The sequence below is a fragment of the Variovorax sp. V116 genome, from assembly GCF_041154435.1.
In the GTDB taxonomy this organism is placed as follows: domain Bacteria; phylum Pseudomonadota; class Gammaproteobacteria; order Burkholderiales; family Burkholderiaceae_C; genus Variovorax; species Variovorax paradoxus.
Map to the genome: position 1 here is coordinate 4,903,914 of NZ_AP028661.1, position 15,497 is coordinate 4,919,410.

Below are 15,497 nucleotides of genomic sequence, written 5' to 3' on the forward strand. Positions count from 1 at the left end.
CGGATGGGCGCTTGGAAGAATGCAGCTTACGCCTCGCCGCGCCGCAATTGGCGCCACAATGGTTGCAAATTGCGCCACGCCGGAACCACCTGACCATGTCGTCCCCGTCCTTCCTCCGACCCGCCCGCGCCGTCACGCCGATGGCTTTCGTGAGAGCCATCGTGCAGGGCTACGAGCGCTACGGCGTCGATCCGTCCGCGGCGCTGCAAGCGGCACAGATCACGCCGCGCGAGCTGGCCCGGCCGGGCGCGCGGGTGACGGCCGCGCAGTTCGAGGCGCTGTCGGGCCATGCGATGCAGGAGCTGGACGACGAGGCGCTCGGCTGGTTCTCGCGGCGGCTGCCCTGGGGCAGCTACGGCATGCTGTGCCGCGCCTCGCTGACCTCGCCCGACCTGGGCGTGGCCATCAAGCGCTGGTGCCGCCATCACCGCCTGCTGACCGAGGACATCACGCTGGCGCTGGAGGTGTCGGGCGGCGTGGCCACGCTGCGCATCGCCGAGCACCGCCCGCTGGACGAGGCGTTCCGCGAGTTCTGCCTGGTGACGAGCCTGCGCTTCTTGCACGGGTACGTCTGCTGGGCCATCGATTCGCGCATCTCGCTGCGGGACGCGACCTTTCCCTTTGCCGCGCCGCCGCACCGCGACGCCTATCCGCTGATGTTCACGCCCGAGGTGCGCTTCGATGCGCCCGAGGCGAGCATCAGCTTCGACGAGCGCTACCTCGCGCTACCGCTGCAGCGCGACGAGCGTGCGCTGCGCACCATGCTCAAGCGGGCGCTGCCGCTCACGGTGCTGCAGTACCGGCGCGACCGCCTGCTGGGCCAGCGCGTGCGCGAGCTGCTGCGTTCGCGGGCCGCCGAGGCCACCACGGCGGAGGCGCTGGCCACGCTGCTCAATGTCTCGAGCCGCACGCTGCACCGGCAGCTGCACGAGGAAGGCACGTCACTGCAGACGCTGAAGAACGAAGTGCGCCACGAGATGGCGGTGGAGCAGTTGCGCCGCACCAACCGGCCGATCAAGCAGGTGGCGCTGGCGGTGGGATTTCGCAACGAGAAGAGCTTTTCGCGTGCGTTCCTGCAGTGGACGGGACATGCGCCGCGGGACTTTCGGCTGCGGGGGTTGTGACGCCTTTTTTCGGGGCGCCTTTGTTCGTGGGGTCACTGTCCGGGGCGCCGTCGTTCAGGGCGCGTGCCCAGGCCACCGGATACTCCCCTCCGCGAATGTCCCCCGCCTTCGGCTCCTCCTTGATTTCGCTGCGGGGAGCACCCGATGCCCTGGGCACAGGGCACGCTGCTATTGATCCTGCGATCAACGACCGCTCCGCATAACGCTCCCGTCGATGGGGTGCCTTGCGCAGCGAAATCAAGGGGGAGGCCGCAGGCCGGAGGACATTCGCGGAGCAAGGTACCCCGTCGGCGGGAGCGCGCCCTGAATCAGCGGCTTCCCAAACAAGGCACCGACTCAGCCCGGCTGCGCAATCAACGCCAATGCATCGGCGATGGACTGGCTGTCTTCGGGACGCACCAGCTTCGCGACCTGCTGGCCGTCGCGCATGAACACCAGCGTGGGCCACAGCCGCACGTTGAACGAGCGGCCCAGCGGGCGTCCGCTGCCGTCCTCGACCTTGATGCGCGGGATGTCCGGGTACTTGGCAAAGGCCTCGGCGATATGAGGTTGCGCGGCCTTGCAGATGCCGCACCAGTTGGTGCCGAACTCGACCACCGCCGGGCCCTTCAGGGCATCGATCTCGGCGCGGTCGGGCTGCTCGGTCTTGTATTCGGAAGTCATGGGATCCGGCTCCTTGTGGACTGGCTTGCTTGATGCCATTGCAGCAGAAACACCGCGGGCTTGCTGGCGGCAGGGGCGGGCTTGGTTTTTCCAGGCCCGTTTTTCAGGCCGGCTGCAGGCCGTGCGAAGCGAGCAGCGCGGGCAGTTCCCGCATGTCGCTGAACACCTGCAGTGCGCCGACGCTGCGCAGCGCCTCGGGGCCGCTGTGGCCCGATTCGCCGGTGCTGTAGCCGAACACCGTGGCACCCGCAGCCACGCCGGCCATCGCGCCCGTGACGGTGTCCTCGACCACCGCGCAGCGCTTCGGATCGACGCCCAGCGCCTCGGCGGCGGCCAGATAAACGTCAGGGTGCGGCTTGGAGCGCGGCATCTCGTGGCCGCTGAAGATGCGGCCTTCGAAACACTCGAGCAGACCGACCTTCGCCAGTTGCAGCTCGACCTTGTGGCGGTCGGCGCCCGAGGCGCAGGCGATGCGGCCCCGGAGCCGCGCATGAATTTCGCGAATGGCCGCGGGGGCGTGCGCAATGGCCACGAGGTCGCGCTCGAGGGCTTCGTTGCGGCGGGCCCTGAAGGCCTTGAGCCAGTCTTCGGTGATCCTGACGCCGGTCTTCGATTCGATGAGCGCGGTTTCGTCCTTCACGGCCTTGCCGGTGAAGGTGTTCATCGACTCTTCGGTGGTGAGGTGCCAGCCGAGTTCGCCGAGCATCTCGGCGAGCACGCGGTTGGTGATGGGTTCGGAATCGACGAGGACGCCGTCGCAGTCGAAAAGGACGGCGTCGAAGGGGAATGGGGTCATTGCGCGGAGGGGTTCGGGGGAATCCCCCATGGTAGCAATGACCCCGGCCGGGCTCAGGACGCGGGCTGGATCGGGATGTAGATCTCGCCGCCGCCCGCCATGAACTCCCTGGACTTCTGCGCCATTCCTTCGGCCATGGCTTCCGCCTCGGCCACGCCCTTCTTCGCCGCGTACTCGCGCACTTCCTGCGTGATCTTCATCGAGCAGAACTTCGGGCCGCACATCGAGCAGAAATGCGCCACCTTGCTCGAATCCTTGGGCAGGGTCTCGTCATGGAATTCGCGCGCCGTGTCGGGGTCCAGGCCCAGGTTGAACTGGTCCTGCCAGCGGAATTCGAAGCGCGCCTTGCTGAGCGCATCGTCGCGCGAGCGCGCGCCGGGGTGCCCCTTGGCCACGTCGGCCGCATGCGCGGCGATCTTGTAGGCAATGATCCCCTGCTTCACGTCGTCGCGGTCGGGCAGGCCCAGGTGCTCCTTGGGCGTCACGTAGCAGAGCATCGCGGTGCCGGCCCAGCCGATCATCGCGGCGCCGATGGCGCTGGAGATATGGTCGTAGCCCGGCGCGATGTCGATGGTCAGCGGGCCGAGCGTGTAGAACGGCGCCTCGTGGCAGTGCTTGAGCTGCTCGTCCATGTTGGCCTGGATCATGTGCATCGGCACGTGGCCGGGCCCCTCGATCATGGTCTGCACGTCGTGCTTCCATGCGATCTGCGTGAGCTCGCCCAGCGTGCGCAGCTCGGCGAACTGCGCTTCGTCATTCGCATCGGCGCCCGAGCCCGGGCGCAGGCCGTCGCCGAGCGAGAAGCTCACGTCGTAGGCCTTCATGATGTCGCAGATGTCCTCGAAGCGCTCGTAGAGAAAGCTCTCCTTGTGGTGCGCGATGCACCACTTGGCCATGATCGAGCCGCCGCGCGAGACGATGCCCGTCATGCGGTCGGCCGTCAGGTGGATGAACGGCAGCCGCACGCCGGCGTGGATGGTGAAGTAGTCGATGCCCTGCTCGGCCTGCTCGATCAGCGTGTCGCGGAAGATCTCCCAGGTCAGGTCCTCGGCCACGCCGCCCACCTTCTCGAGCGCCTGGTAGATCGGCACGGTGCCGATGGGCACGGGACTGTTGCGCACGATCCAGTCGCGCGTGGTGTGGATGTTCTTGCCAGTGGAAAGGTCCATCACGTTGTCGGCACCCCAGCGGATCGCCCACACGAGCTTTTCCACTTCTTCCTCGATGCTCGAGGTGACGGCCGAGTTGCCGATGTTGGCGTTGATCTTGACCTTGAAGTTGCGGCCGATGGCCATCGGCTCGACTTCAGGATGGTTGATGTTGGCCGGAATGATGGCGCGGCCGCGCGCCACCTCGTCGCGCACGAACTCGGGCGTGATGATGCGCGGAATGCTCGCGCCCATCGGGTTGCCGGCCACGCGCTTGGCGCGCTCCTCGTTGGCGAGGTATTCGGCCATCCACTCGCGCTTGCCGTTCTCGCGCAGCGCCACGTATTCCATCTCGGGCGTGACGATGCCGCGGCGCGCGTAGTGCATCTGCGTGACGTTGGCCCCTGACTTGGCGCGGCGCGGCGTGCGCTGCAGCGCCGAGGCGCCGGCGCGCAGTTCGGCCAGGCGCTGGGCATCGTGGTCGTGCGCGTGCTTCAGGCCCTCGTCGAGCGCCTGGTGCGAGCGGCCTTCGTAGCTTTCGGTGTCGTTGCGCTCGGCGATCCAGGCGCCGCGCACGCCGGGCAGGCCGCGGCGCACGTCGATCTCGACCTTGGCATCGGTGTAGGGGCCCGAGGTGTCGTAGAGCGACACGGTCTCGCCGTTGGTCAGCAGCACGTCGCGCACCGGCACGTTGAGGTCGGGCCGGCTGCCCGGGATCAGGCACTTGTGCGATGCGGGAAAGGGCTCGCGCGTGAGCGAGAGCAGGGAGGTGAACTTGTCGGGGGCATTCATGCGGGGCACTCCTTGTTGAGGGAAAGGGTGCTCCGCAATCGCTCTGAGGACTTTGGGCCGCCACGTTGGTGGGTGGGTGGCGGGACCGGAGTCGGGGAGTGCAGCTCTTCTTACGCCGGTATGACCCGGATCAAGTTCGCGGGTCGGCACTTTGCCATCTCAGCACGCCACATGCGTGCACCCCGGAGCGGGGACTATTGTGCGGGCCATGGCCCGGTGCGTCAACCGGGGGTCTGCAGATCGCCTTCGAGGTAGAACCAGCGGTCGCCCTCGCGCACGAAGCGGCTGCGCTCGTGCAGGCGCGTGGCGGCGCCGGTGCTGCTGCGCTGGCGGGCGACGAATTCGACCTCGGCATGGTCGGCGTCCAGCACCGAGCGCGAGCGGATGTCCAGGCCCAGCCACTTCACGCCGGGTTCGAACTCGATCGACGCCGGCCGCGTCGACGCATGCCAGGTGGCAAGCAGGTAGGGGCCGCGTTCCAGCACGAACGCGGTATAGCGCGAGCGCATCAGCGATTCGGCGTCGGGCGCGGGCGTGCCCTCGAAATCCTCGAGGTAGCGGCCGCAGCACAGGGCATAGCCGATGGGCTTGTCTCGGCGGTCCGTGCGGCCGCAGGGGCAAGGTCCGGTGGGGGGAACAGTGGCGCTCATGAAGGCCTCTATTGGAACATCCTCCGGGCCCTTCGCCCGATGGGGCAAGCCCGGGGCGCCGTCCAGGAGCCTTCCGAGCGCCCGGTTCAGGCCAGTGCGCGCTGGATCAGCAGCTTCTGGATGTCCGAGGTGCCTTCGTAGATCTGGCACACCCGCACGTCGCGATAAATGCGCTCGAGCGGAAAGTCGTTCACGTAGCCGTAGCCGCCCAGCGTCTGGATCGCGGCGCTGCAGACGCGCTCGGCCATTTCGCTCGCGAACAGCTTGGCCATGGCGGCTTCCTTGAGGCACGGGCGGCCGGCGTCTCGCAGGCTGGCGGCGTGCCAGATCAGCTGGCGCGCGGCTTCGAGCTGCGTGGCGCACTCGGCCAGCCTGAAACCGACGGCCTGCTGGTCGAAGATCGCCCCGCCGAAGGCCTGGCGTTCCTTGGCATAGGCCAGCGCCACGTCGAAGGCGCTGCGCGCCATGCCCACGCTCTGCGCCGCAATGCCGATGCGGCCGCCCTCGAGCGCGCCCAGCGCGATCTTGTAGCCCTCGCCCTCGGCGCCGATGAGGTTTTCCACCGGGATGCGGCAGCCGTCGAAATTGATCTGCGCGGTGTCGCTGCTGTGCTGGCCCAGCTTGTCCTCGAGCCGCGCCACGCTGTAGCCCGGCGCATCGGTCGGCACGATGAAAGCGCTCATGCCGCGCTTGCCCGCGCCCCTGTCGGTCACCGCGATGACGATGGCGACCTGGCCGTTCTTGCCGCTGGTGATGAACTGCTTCACGCCGTCGATCACGTAGCCATCGCCGTCCTTGCGCGCCGTGGTGCGCAGGCTCGATGCATCGCTGCCGGCCTGCGGCTCGGTGAGGCAGAAGGCGCCGAGCATCCGGCCCTGCGCCAGCGGCTCGAGCCACTGCTTCTTCTGCTGCGCGTTGCCATAGCGCATGAGGATCGCATTGACCGGGCAGTTGGTCACGCTGATGGCGGTGCTGGTGCCGCCGTCGCCGGCCGCGATTTCTTCCAACACCAGCGCGAGCGTGAGGTAGTCGAGGCCCGCGCCGCCGTGCTCCTCGGGCACGCAGATGCCGTAGGCACCGAGCGCCGCGAGGCCCTGGTGGGCTTCCTTGGGGAAGCTGTGCTCGCGGTCCCACTTGGGGGCGTTGGGCCAGAGCTCGGCCTGCGAAAAATCGCGCACCGCGTCGCGGATGGCTTCCTGGTCGGCACTGAGCAGCATGGCGTTGTCTCCTGTCCTTTTTCTTGCTTACTTGCCGGCGCCCAGGTCCATGATGAGCCGCGCCGCCATGTACAGGCGCCGGGGAATCGCGCTGATGTCGACGTACTCGGCCTTGTCGCTGTGGTAGCCGAAGCCCGGCAGGCCCAGGCTCTCGATCACGGGCTTGCCCGAGAGCGCCGCGTAGGCCGCGTCGGTGCCGCCGCCGGTGCGCTCTTCCACGCCCAGCGTGCCGCCGGCTTCCTTGTAGTAGGCCACGGCCTTGTCGACCAGCTTCTTGCCGCCTTCGCCGGCGTTGAAGGCCGGACGGCCGCGCGTGACCACCACCTTGACATCGGATTCGGGCAGCTTCTTCTGCTGCGCCTTTTCTTCGAGCGTCTTCATGGCGGCCTCGAAGTCCTCGTTCTGCGCATAGCGCACGTCGGCGTTCAGCGTGGCGCTGGCCGGAATGATGTTCGACACGTTGCCGGCCTTGGACATGGTCCAGTTGAAGCGCAGGTGCCTGGCCTTGTCGTCGATGCTCATGGTGCGCAGCACGAGGTCCGACGCCTCGACCAGCGCGTTCACGCCCAGGTCGGGCGCGGCGCCCGCATGCGAGGCCTTGCCGGTGATGTTGACCTGCACGTAGGCAATGCCCGAAGTGCCGAGCGAGAGCTTCTCGTCGCCCGCGCTCGTGGGTTCGAACGAGAGCACGTAGTCGGCCTGCTTGGCTTCTTCCTGGATCAGGTCGCGCGAGCCGAAGGAGCCTTTTTCCTCGTCGGTGTTGAACAGCACGGTGATGGTGCCGTAGTCGCGCACGCCGTAGTCCTTGAGCAGCTTCAGCGTGTGCAGGATGACGGCGTTGCCGCCCTTGTCGTCGGCAATGCCGGGGCCGTAGGCCTTGTTGCCTTCGATGCGGAACGGCGCCTTGGCGAGCGTGCCCTTGAGGTACACGGTGTCCATGTGCGACATCAGCAGCAGGTTCTTGCCGCCCCGGCCCTTGAGCTTGCCGACGATGTTGTCGCCCACCACGAGGCCGGCCGACTTGCTGCGCGTGACGGTGAAGCCAAGATTCTTGAGCTCGCCCTCGAGGTAGTTGCCCGCGGCCGCAATGCCCTCGGCATCCCCCGTGCCGGTTTCGATGTTGACCAGCTGCTCCAGCGTCTTGAGCACGGCGGGCTGCGCATCGGTGGCGGCCTGGAACAGCACGTTGTCGCGCTTCTGCGCCCAGCCGGCGGCTGGCGCCAGCAAGGCGGTGGCCAGCAGGGCTGCGAGCATGGTGCGTTGATTGAATGGGCGCATGAAGAATCTCCTGGCGTCTGTCTGCAGTATTCGTAGAGAGAAAACCACGAAGCGCCCCGGCAAGGGGCGCTTGCGGCGTTTGTTTTTTGTTAAAGCAACTCGAGTGCCACGGCGGTGCCTTCGCCCCCGCCGATGCACAGCGTGGCCACGCCGCGCTTCTTGCCGCGCGCCTTCAGCGCATGGATCAAAGTGACCATGATGCGCGCGCCGCTGGCGCCGATCGGGTGGCCCAGCGCGCAGGCGCCGCCGTTCACATTGACGATCTCGTGCGACACGTCGAGCTCGTGCATCAGCGCCATCGGCACCACCGCGAAAGCCTCGTTCACTTCCCACAGGTCCACGTCCTTGACGCTCCAGCCGGTCTTCTTGAACAGCTTGGCCACGGCGCCGACCGGCGCGGTGGAGAACCATTCGGGCTGCTGCGCATGCGTGGCGTGGCCGACGATGCGGGCGATCGGCCTGGCGCCGATCTTCTTGGCGTGCGACTCGGTCATCATCACCAGCGCGGCGGCGCCGTCGTTGATCGACGAGCTCGATGCGGCGGTGATGGTGCCGTTCTCTTTCTTGAACGCGGGCTTGAGCGTGGCGATCTTGTCGAGCTTGACCTTGCCCGGGCCTTCGTCGATGGAAATGACGGTGTCGCCGCCGCGGCCCTTCACGGTGATGGGCGTGATCTCGTCCTTGAACGCGCCGGATTCGGTGGCGGCCTTGGCGCGCTGCACGCTGGCAATGGCAAACGCATCTTGCTGCTCGCGCGTGAACTTGTACTTGGCGGCGCAGTCCTCGCCGAAGGTGCCCATCGAGCGGCCCGGCTGGTAGGCGTCTTCGAGGCCGTCGAGCATCATGTGGTCGAAGATGCGGTCATGGCCCATGCGGTAGCCGCCGCGGCCCTTGAGCATGAGGTAGGGCGCGTTGGTCATGCTTTCCATGCCGCCGGCCACCATCACCTCGTGCGTGCCGGCCAAGAGCAGGTCGTGCGCGAGCATCGCGGCCTTCATGGCCGAGCCGCACATCTTGCTGAGCGTGACCGCGCCCGCGCTGTCGGGCAGGCCGCCCTTGTAGGCCGCCTGGCGCGCCGGCGCCTGGCCCTGGCCGGCCATCAGGCAATTTCCGAACAGCACTTCGCCCACGCTGTCGGGCGCGATGCCGGCGCGCTCCACGGCGGCCTTGATGGCGGCGCCGCCGAGGTCGTGCGCGGCAAGGGAAGAGAAGTCGCCCTGGAAGCTCCCCATGGGGGTGCGGGCGGCGCCGACGATGACGATGGATTCAGGCATGGTGGTCTCCTTCGGAAAAGTGGAAAGAAAAAAGGAAGCGGTCGTTGCCGACCGGGGCTCAATCAGAAATGGGTCGCATGGCCCTCGTGCGGAAAGCGCTGCGACTCCTCGTACGGGAACACGTCGAGCATCTGGCCGGCCCGGATGCGCTCCTTGTGGTGCTGCCAGAAGGCAGCGTCGAGCAGGTCGGCATGGTGCGCCATGAAGGCTTTGCGCACCGCGTCGTTGCCGAGCAGGAAAGGCTCGAAGGTTTCCGGGAACACGTCCTTCGGGCCCACCGAATACCAGACCTCGCCGCTCATCTCGTCTTCCTCGTTGCGCGGCGCCGGCACCTTGCGGAACTGGCAGTCGGTGATGTATTCGATCTCGTCGTAGTCGTAGAACACCACCTTGCCGCCGCGCGTGACGCCGAAGTTCTTCCACAGCATGTCGCCCGGAAAGATGTTGGCTGCCACCATGTCCTTGATGGCGTTGCCGTACTCGACCACCGCATGCTCGAGCTGTTCCTGCGCGCGCTTGGCGTGGGCCGGGCTTTCGGGGTTGGCGAGCGTGTCGAAGGCCTCCTGCAGAAAGATGTTGAGCGGGATCATGCGGCGCTCGATGTAGACGTGCTTGAGCACGAGCTCCATCTCCCCGTTGCCGTCGCGGTCGCCGATCTCGAGCTGGCTGGGCGCGAACTTGCGGATCTCGTCGATCAGCTCGGGCTCGAAGCGGTCGAGCGGAAAACCGACGTCGCTGTATTCGAGCGTGTCGGCCATGCGGCCCACGCGGTCATGCTGCTTCACGAGCATGTACTTGCCCTTGATCTGCTCGCGCGTGGTGTCCTTCTGCGGCGGATAGAAGTCCTTGATGACCTTGAACACGAACGGGAACGACGGCAGGTCGAACACCAGCATGACCATGCCCTTGATGCCGGGCGCGATGCGGAAGCGGTCGCTCGAGTAGTTCAGGTGCGAGAGGAAGTCGCGGTAGAACAGCGTCTTGCCCTGCTTGGCAAGGCCCAGCGCGTTGTAGATTTCGGCGCGCGGCTTGCGCGGCATGAGCGAGCGCAGGAACTGCACGCAGGCCGAGGGCACTTCCATGTCGACCATGAAGTAGGCGCGCGCAAAGCTGAAGAGCATCTGCAGATCGTCCTCGCCGAAGAGCGCCGCGTCCACGTAGAACTTGCCATGGCTGTCGTGCAGGATCGGCAGCGAGAACGGGAGCTCGACGAAGCCGTTCATGATCTTGCCGACCACGTAGGCGCCCTTGTTGCGGTAGAACAGCCCCGAGAGCACCTGCAGCTGGAAGTTGGCGCGCAGCTTCACCTGGTGGAAGCGCCCCATGATGGCGTGCGCCACGCGCTCGGCATCGCGCCGCTTGTTGGCAAAGCCGCCCTGCAGGCCGTAGTCGTCCAGCATCTGCTCGATGGTGTCGGCCAGCGTGTCGTGCGAGGGGTAGTAGGGCCTGTACGTGGGCGCGCCGCGCGGCTCGATGTACTCGGTGCTGATGGCCGGGCGAACGAAGATGAAGTCGTTCTGGAAGTAGGCCCGGTGCAGGATCTTCGTGGTCACCGAATTGAAGAAGCTCTCGGCCAGTTCGGGCTGGTGGTGGTCCACCAGCAGGCCGATGAAGTGCAGCTTGACCTGGTGCCACACCTCCATCGGCTGGTCGCCGGCCTTGAACTCTTTCTCGAGCCGGGCCACGGCCTCGTTCACGCGCATGTCGTAGAACTCGATGCGCTCGCGCTGCGCGCGCTGCTGGCCATGCCAGTCGGCCGTTTCGAAGCGGTGCTTGGCACGCGCCGACTCGGCGCGGAACAGCGTGTAGTGGCGATTGAACCCGTCGATCATCGCCTTGGCGATGTCGTAGGCCAGCGGTGAGTCGAGACGCTGCGGGAACATGGGTTCAGCCGGTTTTCGTTCCGGTGCTCTCGATGGCCTGGGCAACGGCCGCGGCGGCATCGATGCCTTCGGTCCCGTCGGCCCCGGCCTGCGCCGACGGCGAGGCTCCCGCGGGCTTGCTCCACTTGTAGCGGATGCGCTGCACCGCGGCCTTGTAGACCGCGTCGAGCGGCCTGGCGCCATCGACGTTCAGGCCCAGGTCCTGCAGCAGGCCGTCGTGCACGCCGAAGGTCCAGCCGTGGATCTTGACCTTCTGGCCGCGGCCCCAGGCATCGACCATGACGGTGCTGACGGCCACGTTGACCACCTGCTCGGCCACGTTGAGCTCGCACAGCGCATCGACGCGCACGTCCTCGGGCAGGGAATCGAGCATCACGGCGTGGCGGTCGCGCACGTCCTGGATGTGGCGGATCCAGTTGTCGGCCAGGCCGATGCGCTTGCCGCTGAGCGCCGCCTTCACGCCGGCGCAGCCGTAGTGGCCCACCACCATGATGTGCTCGACCTTCAGGTGCTCGACCGCGAACTGGATCGCCGAGAGCGCGTTGAGGTCGGAGTGCACCACGATGTTGGCGACGTTGCGGTGCACGAACACCTCGCCCGGCTCCAGGCCGGTGATCTGGTTGGCGGGCACGCGGCTGTCGGAGCAGCCGATCCACATGTAGCGCGGCGTCTGCTGCTTCACCAGGCTGGTGAAGAAGCCGGGCCGGTCGCGTTCCATCTGTGCGGACCAGGCACGGTTGTGGGCAAACAGGTCATCAAGATTGTCGGACATGGGCGTGATTGTCGATGAGTCGTGGTGGTTCGGTCGGGATCTCAGGCCGCTCTGGCCGCTTTCTGCGCCTTGGCCAGGGCCGCGCGGCCCTTTTTCTCGTGCTCGCGCACTTCCGCCAGGTTGGCCTGCAGCTCGGCCAGCTGCGCCTCGAGCTGGGCGCGGTGCGCACCCAGCACGCCGAGGAACTTCTGCAGCTGCGGCACGGTGTCGCGCGGGCTGTCGTACATGTCGAGAATGTCCCTGGCCTCGGTCAGGCTCAGGCCCAGGCGCTTGGCACGCAGCGTGAGCGTGAGCCGCGCCCGGTCGCGCGCGCTGTAGACGCGCTGCACGCCGGCGCGCTCGGGCGTGAGCAGCCCCATGTCTTCATAGAAGCGGATGGCGCGCGTCGTGAGGTCGAATTCCTTCGCGAGCTGGCTGATGGTGAAGGTTTGCGCGGACATTGGACTGGGATCTGCCGAAAAAAGCCGTCTGGAGGGGCGTTGCCGTGGCGACAGCAGGATGGCCCCGCTCTGCCTACAATGATGCCCTCAACCCATGACGTTTACGTAAACGTCAATCTTACATGAACCTCCTCGAACGCGAACTCCACTACCCCCTGGGCGACACCCTGCCCGCCCCCGGCGAAGCACTGGAAGTCGCGCCGGGCGTGCGATGGATCCGCATGCGGCTGCCGTTCGCGCTCGACCACATCAACCTCTGGCTGCTGCGCGACAGCCTCGACGGCGTCGAGGGCTGGACCGTGGTCGACTGCTGCATCGCGCACGACGAAGCCCGCGCGCAGTGGGAGCAGGTGTTCGAAACGCAGCTGCAGGGCCTGCCGATACTGCGCGTGATCGTCACCCACATGCACCCCGACCACATCGGCCTGGCCGAATGGCTGTGCACGCGCTGGAACGCGCCGCTGTGGATCAGCTCGACCGACTACCACGTGGCGCGCGTGCTGAGCACCGCCGGCGACACGCTGGCGGGCGGCGACGCGGCGGCGCGCTTCTTCGCCTCGCACGGCCTCGTCGACCCCGAGGCGGTGGCCAAGATCCGCGCCCGCACCAACTACTACGCCAACATGGTGCCCTCCGTGCCCGACCGCTTCACGCGAATGATGGACGGCGACACCGTGGCCATCAACGGCCACGCCTGGCGCTGCATCAGCGGCTACGGCCATGCGCCCGAGCACATCGCGCTGTACTGCGACGATCTCAAGCTGCTGCTGGGCGGCGACATGATGCTGCCGCGCATCTCGACCAACGTGAGCGTGCATGCAGGCGAGCCCGAAGCCAATTCGCTGCGGCTCTTCCTGGACAGCATCGACAAGTTCAAGGCGCTGCCGGCCGACACGCTGGGCCTGCCCTCGCACGGCAAGCCGTTCACGGGCATTCACCGCCGCGTCGACCAGCTGCAGGAGCACCACCGCGACCGCCTGGCCGAACTGCTCGAAGCCTGCACCGCGCGCCCGCTGACCGCGGCCGAGGGCCTGCCGATCCTGTTCAAGCGCGAACTCGATCTGCACCAGATGACTTTCGCCATGGGCGAGACCGTGGCGCACCTGCACCTGCTGTGGTTCGCGGGCCAGGTCCGGCGCGAGCTCGGCGAGGACGGCATCTACCGCTTCGGACCCCGCAGCGCGACGGCCCGGGCACTTTAGACTCGGTGGATGGACACGCTGGCTGAGCTGCGCGCGGGCCGGCTGGCAGGCGCAAGACGAATCGATCTCTCGTGCGGACTCACCGAGTTTCCGCGCGAGATCTTCGACCTGGCCGATTCGCTCGAGACACTGAACCTCTCCGGCAATGCGCTCGACGCATTGCCCGACGACCTCGGCCGGCTGCACCGCCTGCGCGTGCTGTTCTGCTCCGACAACCGCTTCACGCAGCTGCCCGAATCCATCGGCCAGTGCCAGGCGCTGGAGATGGTCGGATTCAAGGCCAACCGCATCCGCACCGTGCCTGCCGCCGCGCTGCGGCTGCCGGCGCTGCGCTGGCTGATCCTCACGGACAACCAGATCGAGACCCTGCCCGAGGCGCTGGGCCAATGCACCGCCATGCAGAAGCTCATGCTGGCCGGCAACCGGCTGCGTGCGCTGCCGGAATCGCTGGCGGCCTGCGGCCGGCTCGAGCTGCTGCGCATTTCGGCCAACAACTTCGAGGCGCTGCCCGCATGGCTGCTGGCGCTGCCGCGCCTGTCGTGGCTCGCGGGTGCAGGCAACCCCTTTGACATGCAGGCCGAGCAGGCAGCCATCGCCGCGCAGTCGGTGCCGCATGTCGACTGGCGCGACCTGGCGCTGGGACAAAAGCTCGGCGAAGGCGCATCGGGCGTCATCCACCAGGCGGTGCTGGGCCCCGCGTCGCGGCCGGTGGCGGTCAAGCTGTTCAAGGGCGCGGTCACCAGCGACGGCTGGCCGCACAGCGAGATGGCCGCCAGCATCGCGGCCGGCGCGCATCCGACACTGATCGCCGCACAAGGCCGGATCGATGGACATCCGGATGGCACCCAGGGCCTGGTCATGGCGCTGGTGGATCCGTCTTTCCGCACGCTCGCCGGCCCGCCGAGCCTCGCGTCCTGCACGCGCGACGTCTATGCGGCCGATGCGCAGTGGACTTCCGCCGTGGCCTTGCGCATTGCCCGCGACATCGCGTCCGCCATGCGGCACCTGCATGCGCGCGGCATGCTGCACGGCGACCTCTACGCGCACAACATCCTCTGGAACGCGCAAGGCGGCGGACTGCTCGGCGATTTCGGTGCGGCCTGGATGACGGGCGCACTCGACGCGATGCAAGCGCTGGCACTGCAGCGGCTGGAGATGCGCGCCTTCGGCTGCCTGCTGGAAGAACTGCTCGAGCGCTGCAGCGATGCACTGCCGCAGGCCGTGGTCGTGCTGAAGGATCGCTGCCTGCAGGCCGATGCGTCCGCGCGGCCCTCGTTCGCCGAGGCCTTGGCGCTGCTCCAGGGCGAGCTCTCGCCATGACGGGCCAGCGCCAGCGCCTGCCCCTGCCCACGCGCGACGGCGTCGGCCCGAGCTGCGTCGGCCTTCCGCAAGGCGCATGGCCCACCATCGCCGAGTTCCTGATCGAACGCTTTCCGGCAATCACGCGCGAGGCCTGGCTGGCCCGCATGGAAGCCCGCGACGTGGTCGACGAGCACGGCGTCCCCGTGACCGCGCAGCGCCGCTACCAGGCGCCATTGCGCGTGTACTACTACCGCACGCTCGATGCCGAGGTGCGCATCCCCTTCGACGAGCAGGTGCTGTTCCAGGACGACCAGCTCGTTGTGGCGGACAAGCCTCCGTTCCTGCCCGTGACCCCCACCGGCAAGTACCTGCAGGAAAGCCTGCTGGTGCGGCTCAAGCGCAAGCTGAAGCTCGACGACCTGGTGCCGCTGCACCGCATCGACCGCAGCACCGCGGGGCTGGTGCTCTTTTCAGTGCGTCCCGAAACGCGCGGCGCCTACCAGGCCATGTTCCCCGAGCGCCGCATCGACAAGCACTACGAGGCCGTGGTGCCGTGGCAGCCGGGCGTGTCGTCGGTGCCCGGCACCTACCGCAGCCGGCTGGTCGACGACGACCACTTCATGCGTGTGAAGGAAGAGGCCGGCGAGCCCAATTCGGAAACGCGCATCGCGCTGCGGAAGACGGCGGGCGGGCACGCCCTGCTGGAGCTTTCGCCGGTCACCGGCCGCAAGCACCAGCTGCGGGTGCACTGCATGGCGCTGGGCATGCCGATCGTCAACGATCCGTTCTACCCTACGCTGCTGCCGCCCGACAGCGACGACTTCGACAAGCCATTGCAGCTGCTGGCCAAGTCGGTGGCGTTCCAGGACCCGGTGAGCGGCGAGCTGCGCAGCTTCACGAGCCCGCGCAGCCTGGCGCTGCCGCCAAGGTGACGCCCTGCGCGCACGCCGCGCACT

The 15,497-nt window shown here is 67.5% G+C and carries 14 protein-coding genes and 1 riboswitch; of the genes, 4 read left to right on the plus strand and 10 right to left on the minus strand.

Annotated elements, in window-relative coordinates; all coding sequences use genetic code 11:
* Positions 1–95 precede the first annotated feature (95 nt).
* On the plus strand, positions 96–1,124 hold the full coding sequence (locus tag ACAM58_RS23435) for an AraC family transcriptional regulator (protein ID WP_369663659.1): 1,029 nt from the start codon (positions 96–98) through the stop codon (positions 1,122–1,124).
* Between the two features lie 336 nt (positions 1,125–1,460).
* Here ACAM58_RS23435 and ACAM58_RS23440 read toward each other — a convergent pair whose 3' ends face one another.
* The 10 genes from ACAM58_RS23440 to ACAM58_RS23485 form a co-directional block, all read right to left on the minus strand.
* The gene (locus ACAM58_RS23440; RefSeq protein WP_015867487.1) at positions 1,461–1,787 is read right to left on the minus strand and encodes a thioredoxin family protein; all 327 of its coding nucleotides are present in this window, start codon (positions 1,785–1,787) and stop codon (positions 1,461–1,463) included.
* Between the two features lie 103 nt (positions 1,788–1,890).
* The gene (locus tag ACAM58_RS23445; protein WP_369663660.1) at positions 1,891–2,583 is read right to left on the minus strand and encodes an HAD family hydrolase; all 693 of its coding nucleotides are present in this window, start codon (positions 2,581–2,583) and stop codon (positions 1,891–1,893) included.
* 53 nt (positions 2,584–2,636) lie between these two features.
* On the minus strand, positions 2,637–4,523 hold the full coding sequence (gene thiC / locus ACAM58_RS23450; protein WP_027730154.1) for a phosphomethylpyrimidine synthase ThiC: 1,887 nt from the start codon (positions 4,521–4,523) through the stop codon (positions 2,637–2,639).
* 90 nt (positions 4,524–4,613) lie between these two features.
* Positions 4,614–4,718, minus strand: a riboswitch (TPP riboswitch).
* Between the two features lie 26 nt (positions 4,719–4,744).
* Positions 4,745–5,173 (minus strand): YchJ family protein, encoded by a 429-nt coding sequence (locus ACAM58_RS23455; protein ID WP_015867490.1) that lies wholly within the window; start codon positions 5,171–5,173, stop codon positions 4,745–4,747.
* 86 nt (positions 5,174–5,259) lie between these two features.
* Entirely contained in the window at positions 5,260–6,390 is a 1,131-nt protein-coding gene (locus ACAM58_RS23460) for an acyl-CoA dehydrogenase family protein (protein ID WP_307595610.1), read from the minus strand.
* Between the two features lie 27 nt (positions 6,391–6,417).
* Entirely contained in the window at positions 6,418–7,668 is a 1,251-nt protein-coding gene (locus ACAM58_RS23465) for a glutamate carboxypeptidase (RefSeq protein ID WP_027730153.1), read from the minus strand.
* Positions 7,669–7,757: 89 nt separating this feature from the next.
* Positions 7,758–8,942 carry an acetyl-CoA C-acyltransferase gene (locus ACAM58_RS23470; RefSeq protein WP_018907065.1) on the minus strand — a complete coding sequence of 395 codons (1,185 nt, stop codon included), beginning with the start codon at positions 8,940–8,942 and terminating at the stop codon, positions 7,758–7,760.
* A 62-nt stretch (positions 8,943–9,004) separates the two neighbouring features.
* Positions 9,005–10,825, minus strand: coding sequence for a bifunctional isocitrate dehydrogenase kinase/phosphatase (aceK, locus tag ACAM58_RS23475; RefSeq protein WP_027730152.1), 1,821 nt, complete (start codon positions 10,823–10,825; stop codon positions 9,005–9,007).
* A 4-nt stretch (positions 10,826–10,829) separates the two neighbouring features.
* Entirely contained in the window at positions 10,830–11,597 is a 768-nt protein-coding gene (gene can / locus ACAM58_RS23480) for a carbonate dehydratase (protein ID WP_278875245.1), read from the minus strand.
* Between the two features lie 41 nt (positions 11,598–11,638).
* Positions 11,639–12,037, minus strand: coding sequence for a MerR family DNA-binding transcriptional regulator (locus tag ACAM58_RS23485; protein WP_015867496.1), 399 nt, complete (start codon positions 12,035–12,037; stop codon positions 11,639–11,641).
* 122 nt (positions 12,038–12,159) lie between these two features.
* Here ACAM58_RS23485 and ACAM58_RS23490 point away from each other — a divergent pair, with 122 nt between their 5' ends.
* From ACAM58_RS23490 to ACAM58_RS23500, 3 genes are read left to right on the plus strand one after another with little or no spacing between them, the layout of a single operon-like run.
* Entirely contained in the window at positions 12,160–13,239 is a 1,080-nt protein-coding gene (locus ACAM58_RS23490; RefSeq protein ID WP_018907067.1) for an MBL fold metallo-hydrolase, read from the plus strand.
* A 9-nt stretch (positions 13,240–13,248) separates the two neighbouring features.
* The gene (locus ACAM58_RS23495) at positions 13,249–14,559 is read left to right on the plus strand and encodes a leucine-rich repeat-containing protein kinase family protein (protein WP_369663661.1); all 1,311 of its coding nucleotides are present in this window, start codon (positions 13,249–13,251) and stop codon (positions 14,557–14,559) included.
* On the plus strand, positions 14,556–15,473 hold the full coding sequence (locus ACAM58_RS23500) for a pseudouridine synthase (RefSeq protein WP_369663662.1): 918 nt from the start codon (positions 14,556–14,558) through the stop codon (positions 15,471–15,473). Before ACAM58_RS23495 ends, ACAM58_RS23500 begins: the two co-directional genes overlap by 4 nt.
* The last annotated feature ends 24 nt before the right edge of the window (positions 15,474–15,497 follow it).

Bases quoted from the DNA above. Each gene is read 5' to 3' on its own strand.
- ACAM58_RS23435 (WP_369663659.1), top strand. From the start codon at position 96: ATGTCGTCCCCGTCCTTCCTCCGACCCGCCCGCGCCGTCACGCCGATG.
- ACAM58_RS23440 (WP_015867487.1), bottom strand. From the start codon at position 1,787: ATGACTTCCGAATACAAGACCGAGCAGCCCGACCGCGCCGAGATCGAT.
- ACAM58_RS23445 (WP_369663660.1), bottom strand. From the start codon at position 2,583: ATGACCCCATTCCCCTTCGACGCCGTCCTTTTCGACTGCGACGGCGTC.
- thiC (WP_027730154.1), bottom strand. From the start codon at position 4,523: ATGAATGCCCCCGACAAGTTCACCTCCCTGCTCTCGCTCACGCGCGAG.
- ACAM58_RS23455 (WP_015867490.1), bottom strand. From the start codon at position 5,173: ATGAGCGCCACTGTTCCCCCCACCGGACCTTGCCCCTGCGGCCGCACG.
- ACAM58_RS23460 (WP_307595610.1), bottom strand. From the start codon at position 6,390: ATGCTGCTCAGTGCCGACCAGGAAGCCATCCGCGACGCGGTGCGCGAT.
- ACAM58_RS23465 (WP_027730153.1), bottom strand. From the start codon at position 7,668: ATGCGCCCATTCAATCAACGCACCATGCTCGCAGCCCTGCTGGCCACC.
- ACAM58_RS23470 (WP_018907065.1), bottom strand. From the start codon at position 8,942: ATGCCTGAATCCATCGTCATCGTCGGCGCCGCCCGCACCCCCATGGGG.
- aceK (WP_027730152.1), bottom strand. From the start codon at position 10,825: ATGTTCCCGCAGCGTCTCGACTCACCGCTGGCCTACGACATCGCCAAG.
- can (WP_278875245.1), bottom strand. From the start codon at position 11,597: ATGTCCGACAATCTTGATGACCTGTTTGCCCACAACCGTGCCTGGTCC.
- ACAM58_RS23485 (WP_015867496.1), bottom strand. From the start codon at position 12,037: ATGTCCGCGCAAACCTTCACCATCAGCCAGCTCGCGAAGGAATTCGAC.
- ACAM58_RS23490 (WP_018907067.1), top strand. From the start codon at position 12,160: ATGAACCTCCTCGAACGCGAACTCCACTACCCCCTGGGCGACACCCTG.
- ACAM58_RS23495 (WP_369663661.1), top strand. From the start codon at position 13,249: ATGGACACGCTGGCTGAGCTGCGCGCGGGCCGGCTGGCAGGCGCAAGA.
- ACAM58_RS23500 (WP_369663662.1), top strand. From the start codon at position 14,556: ATGACGGGCCAGCGCCAGCGCCTGCCCCTGCCCACGCGCGACGGCGTC.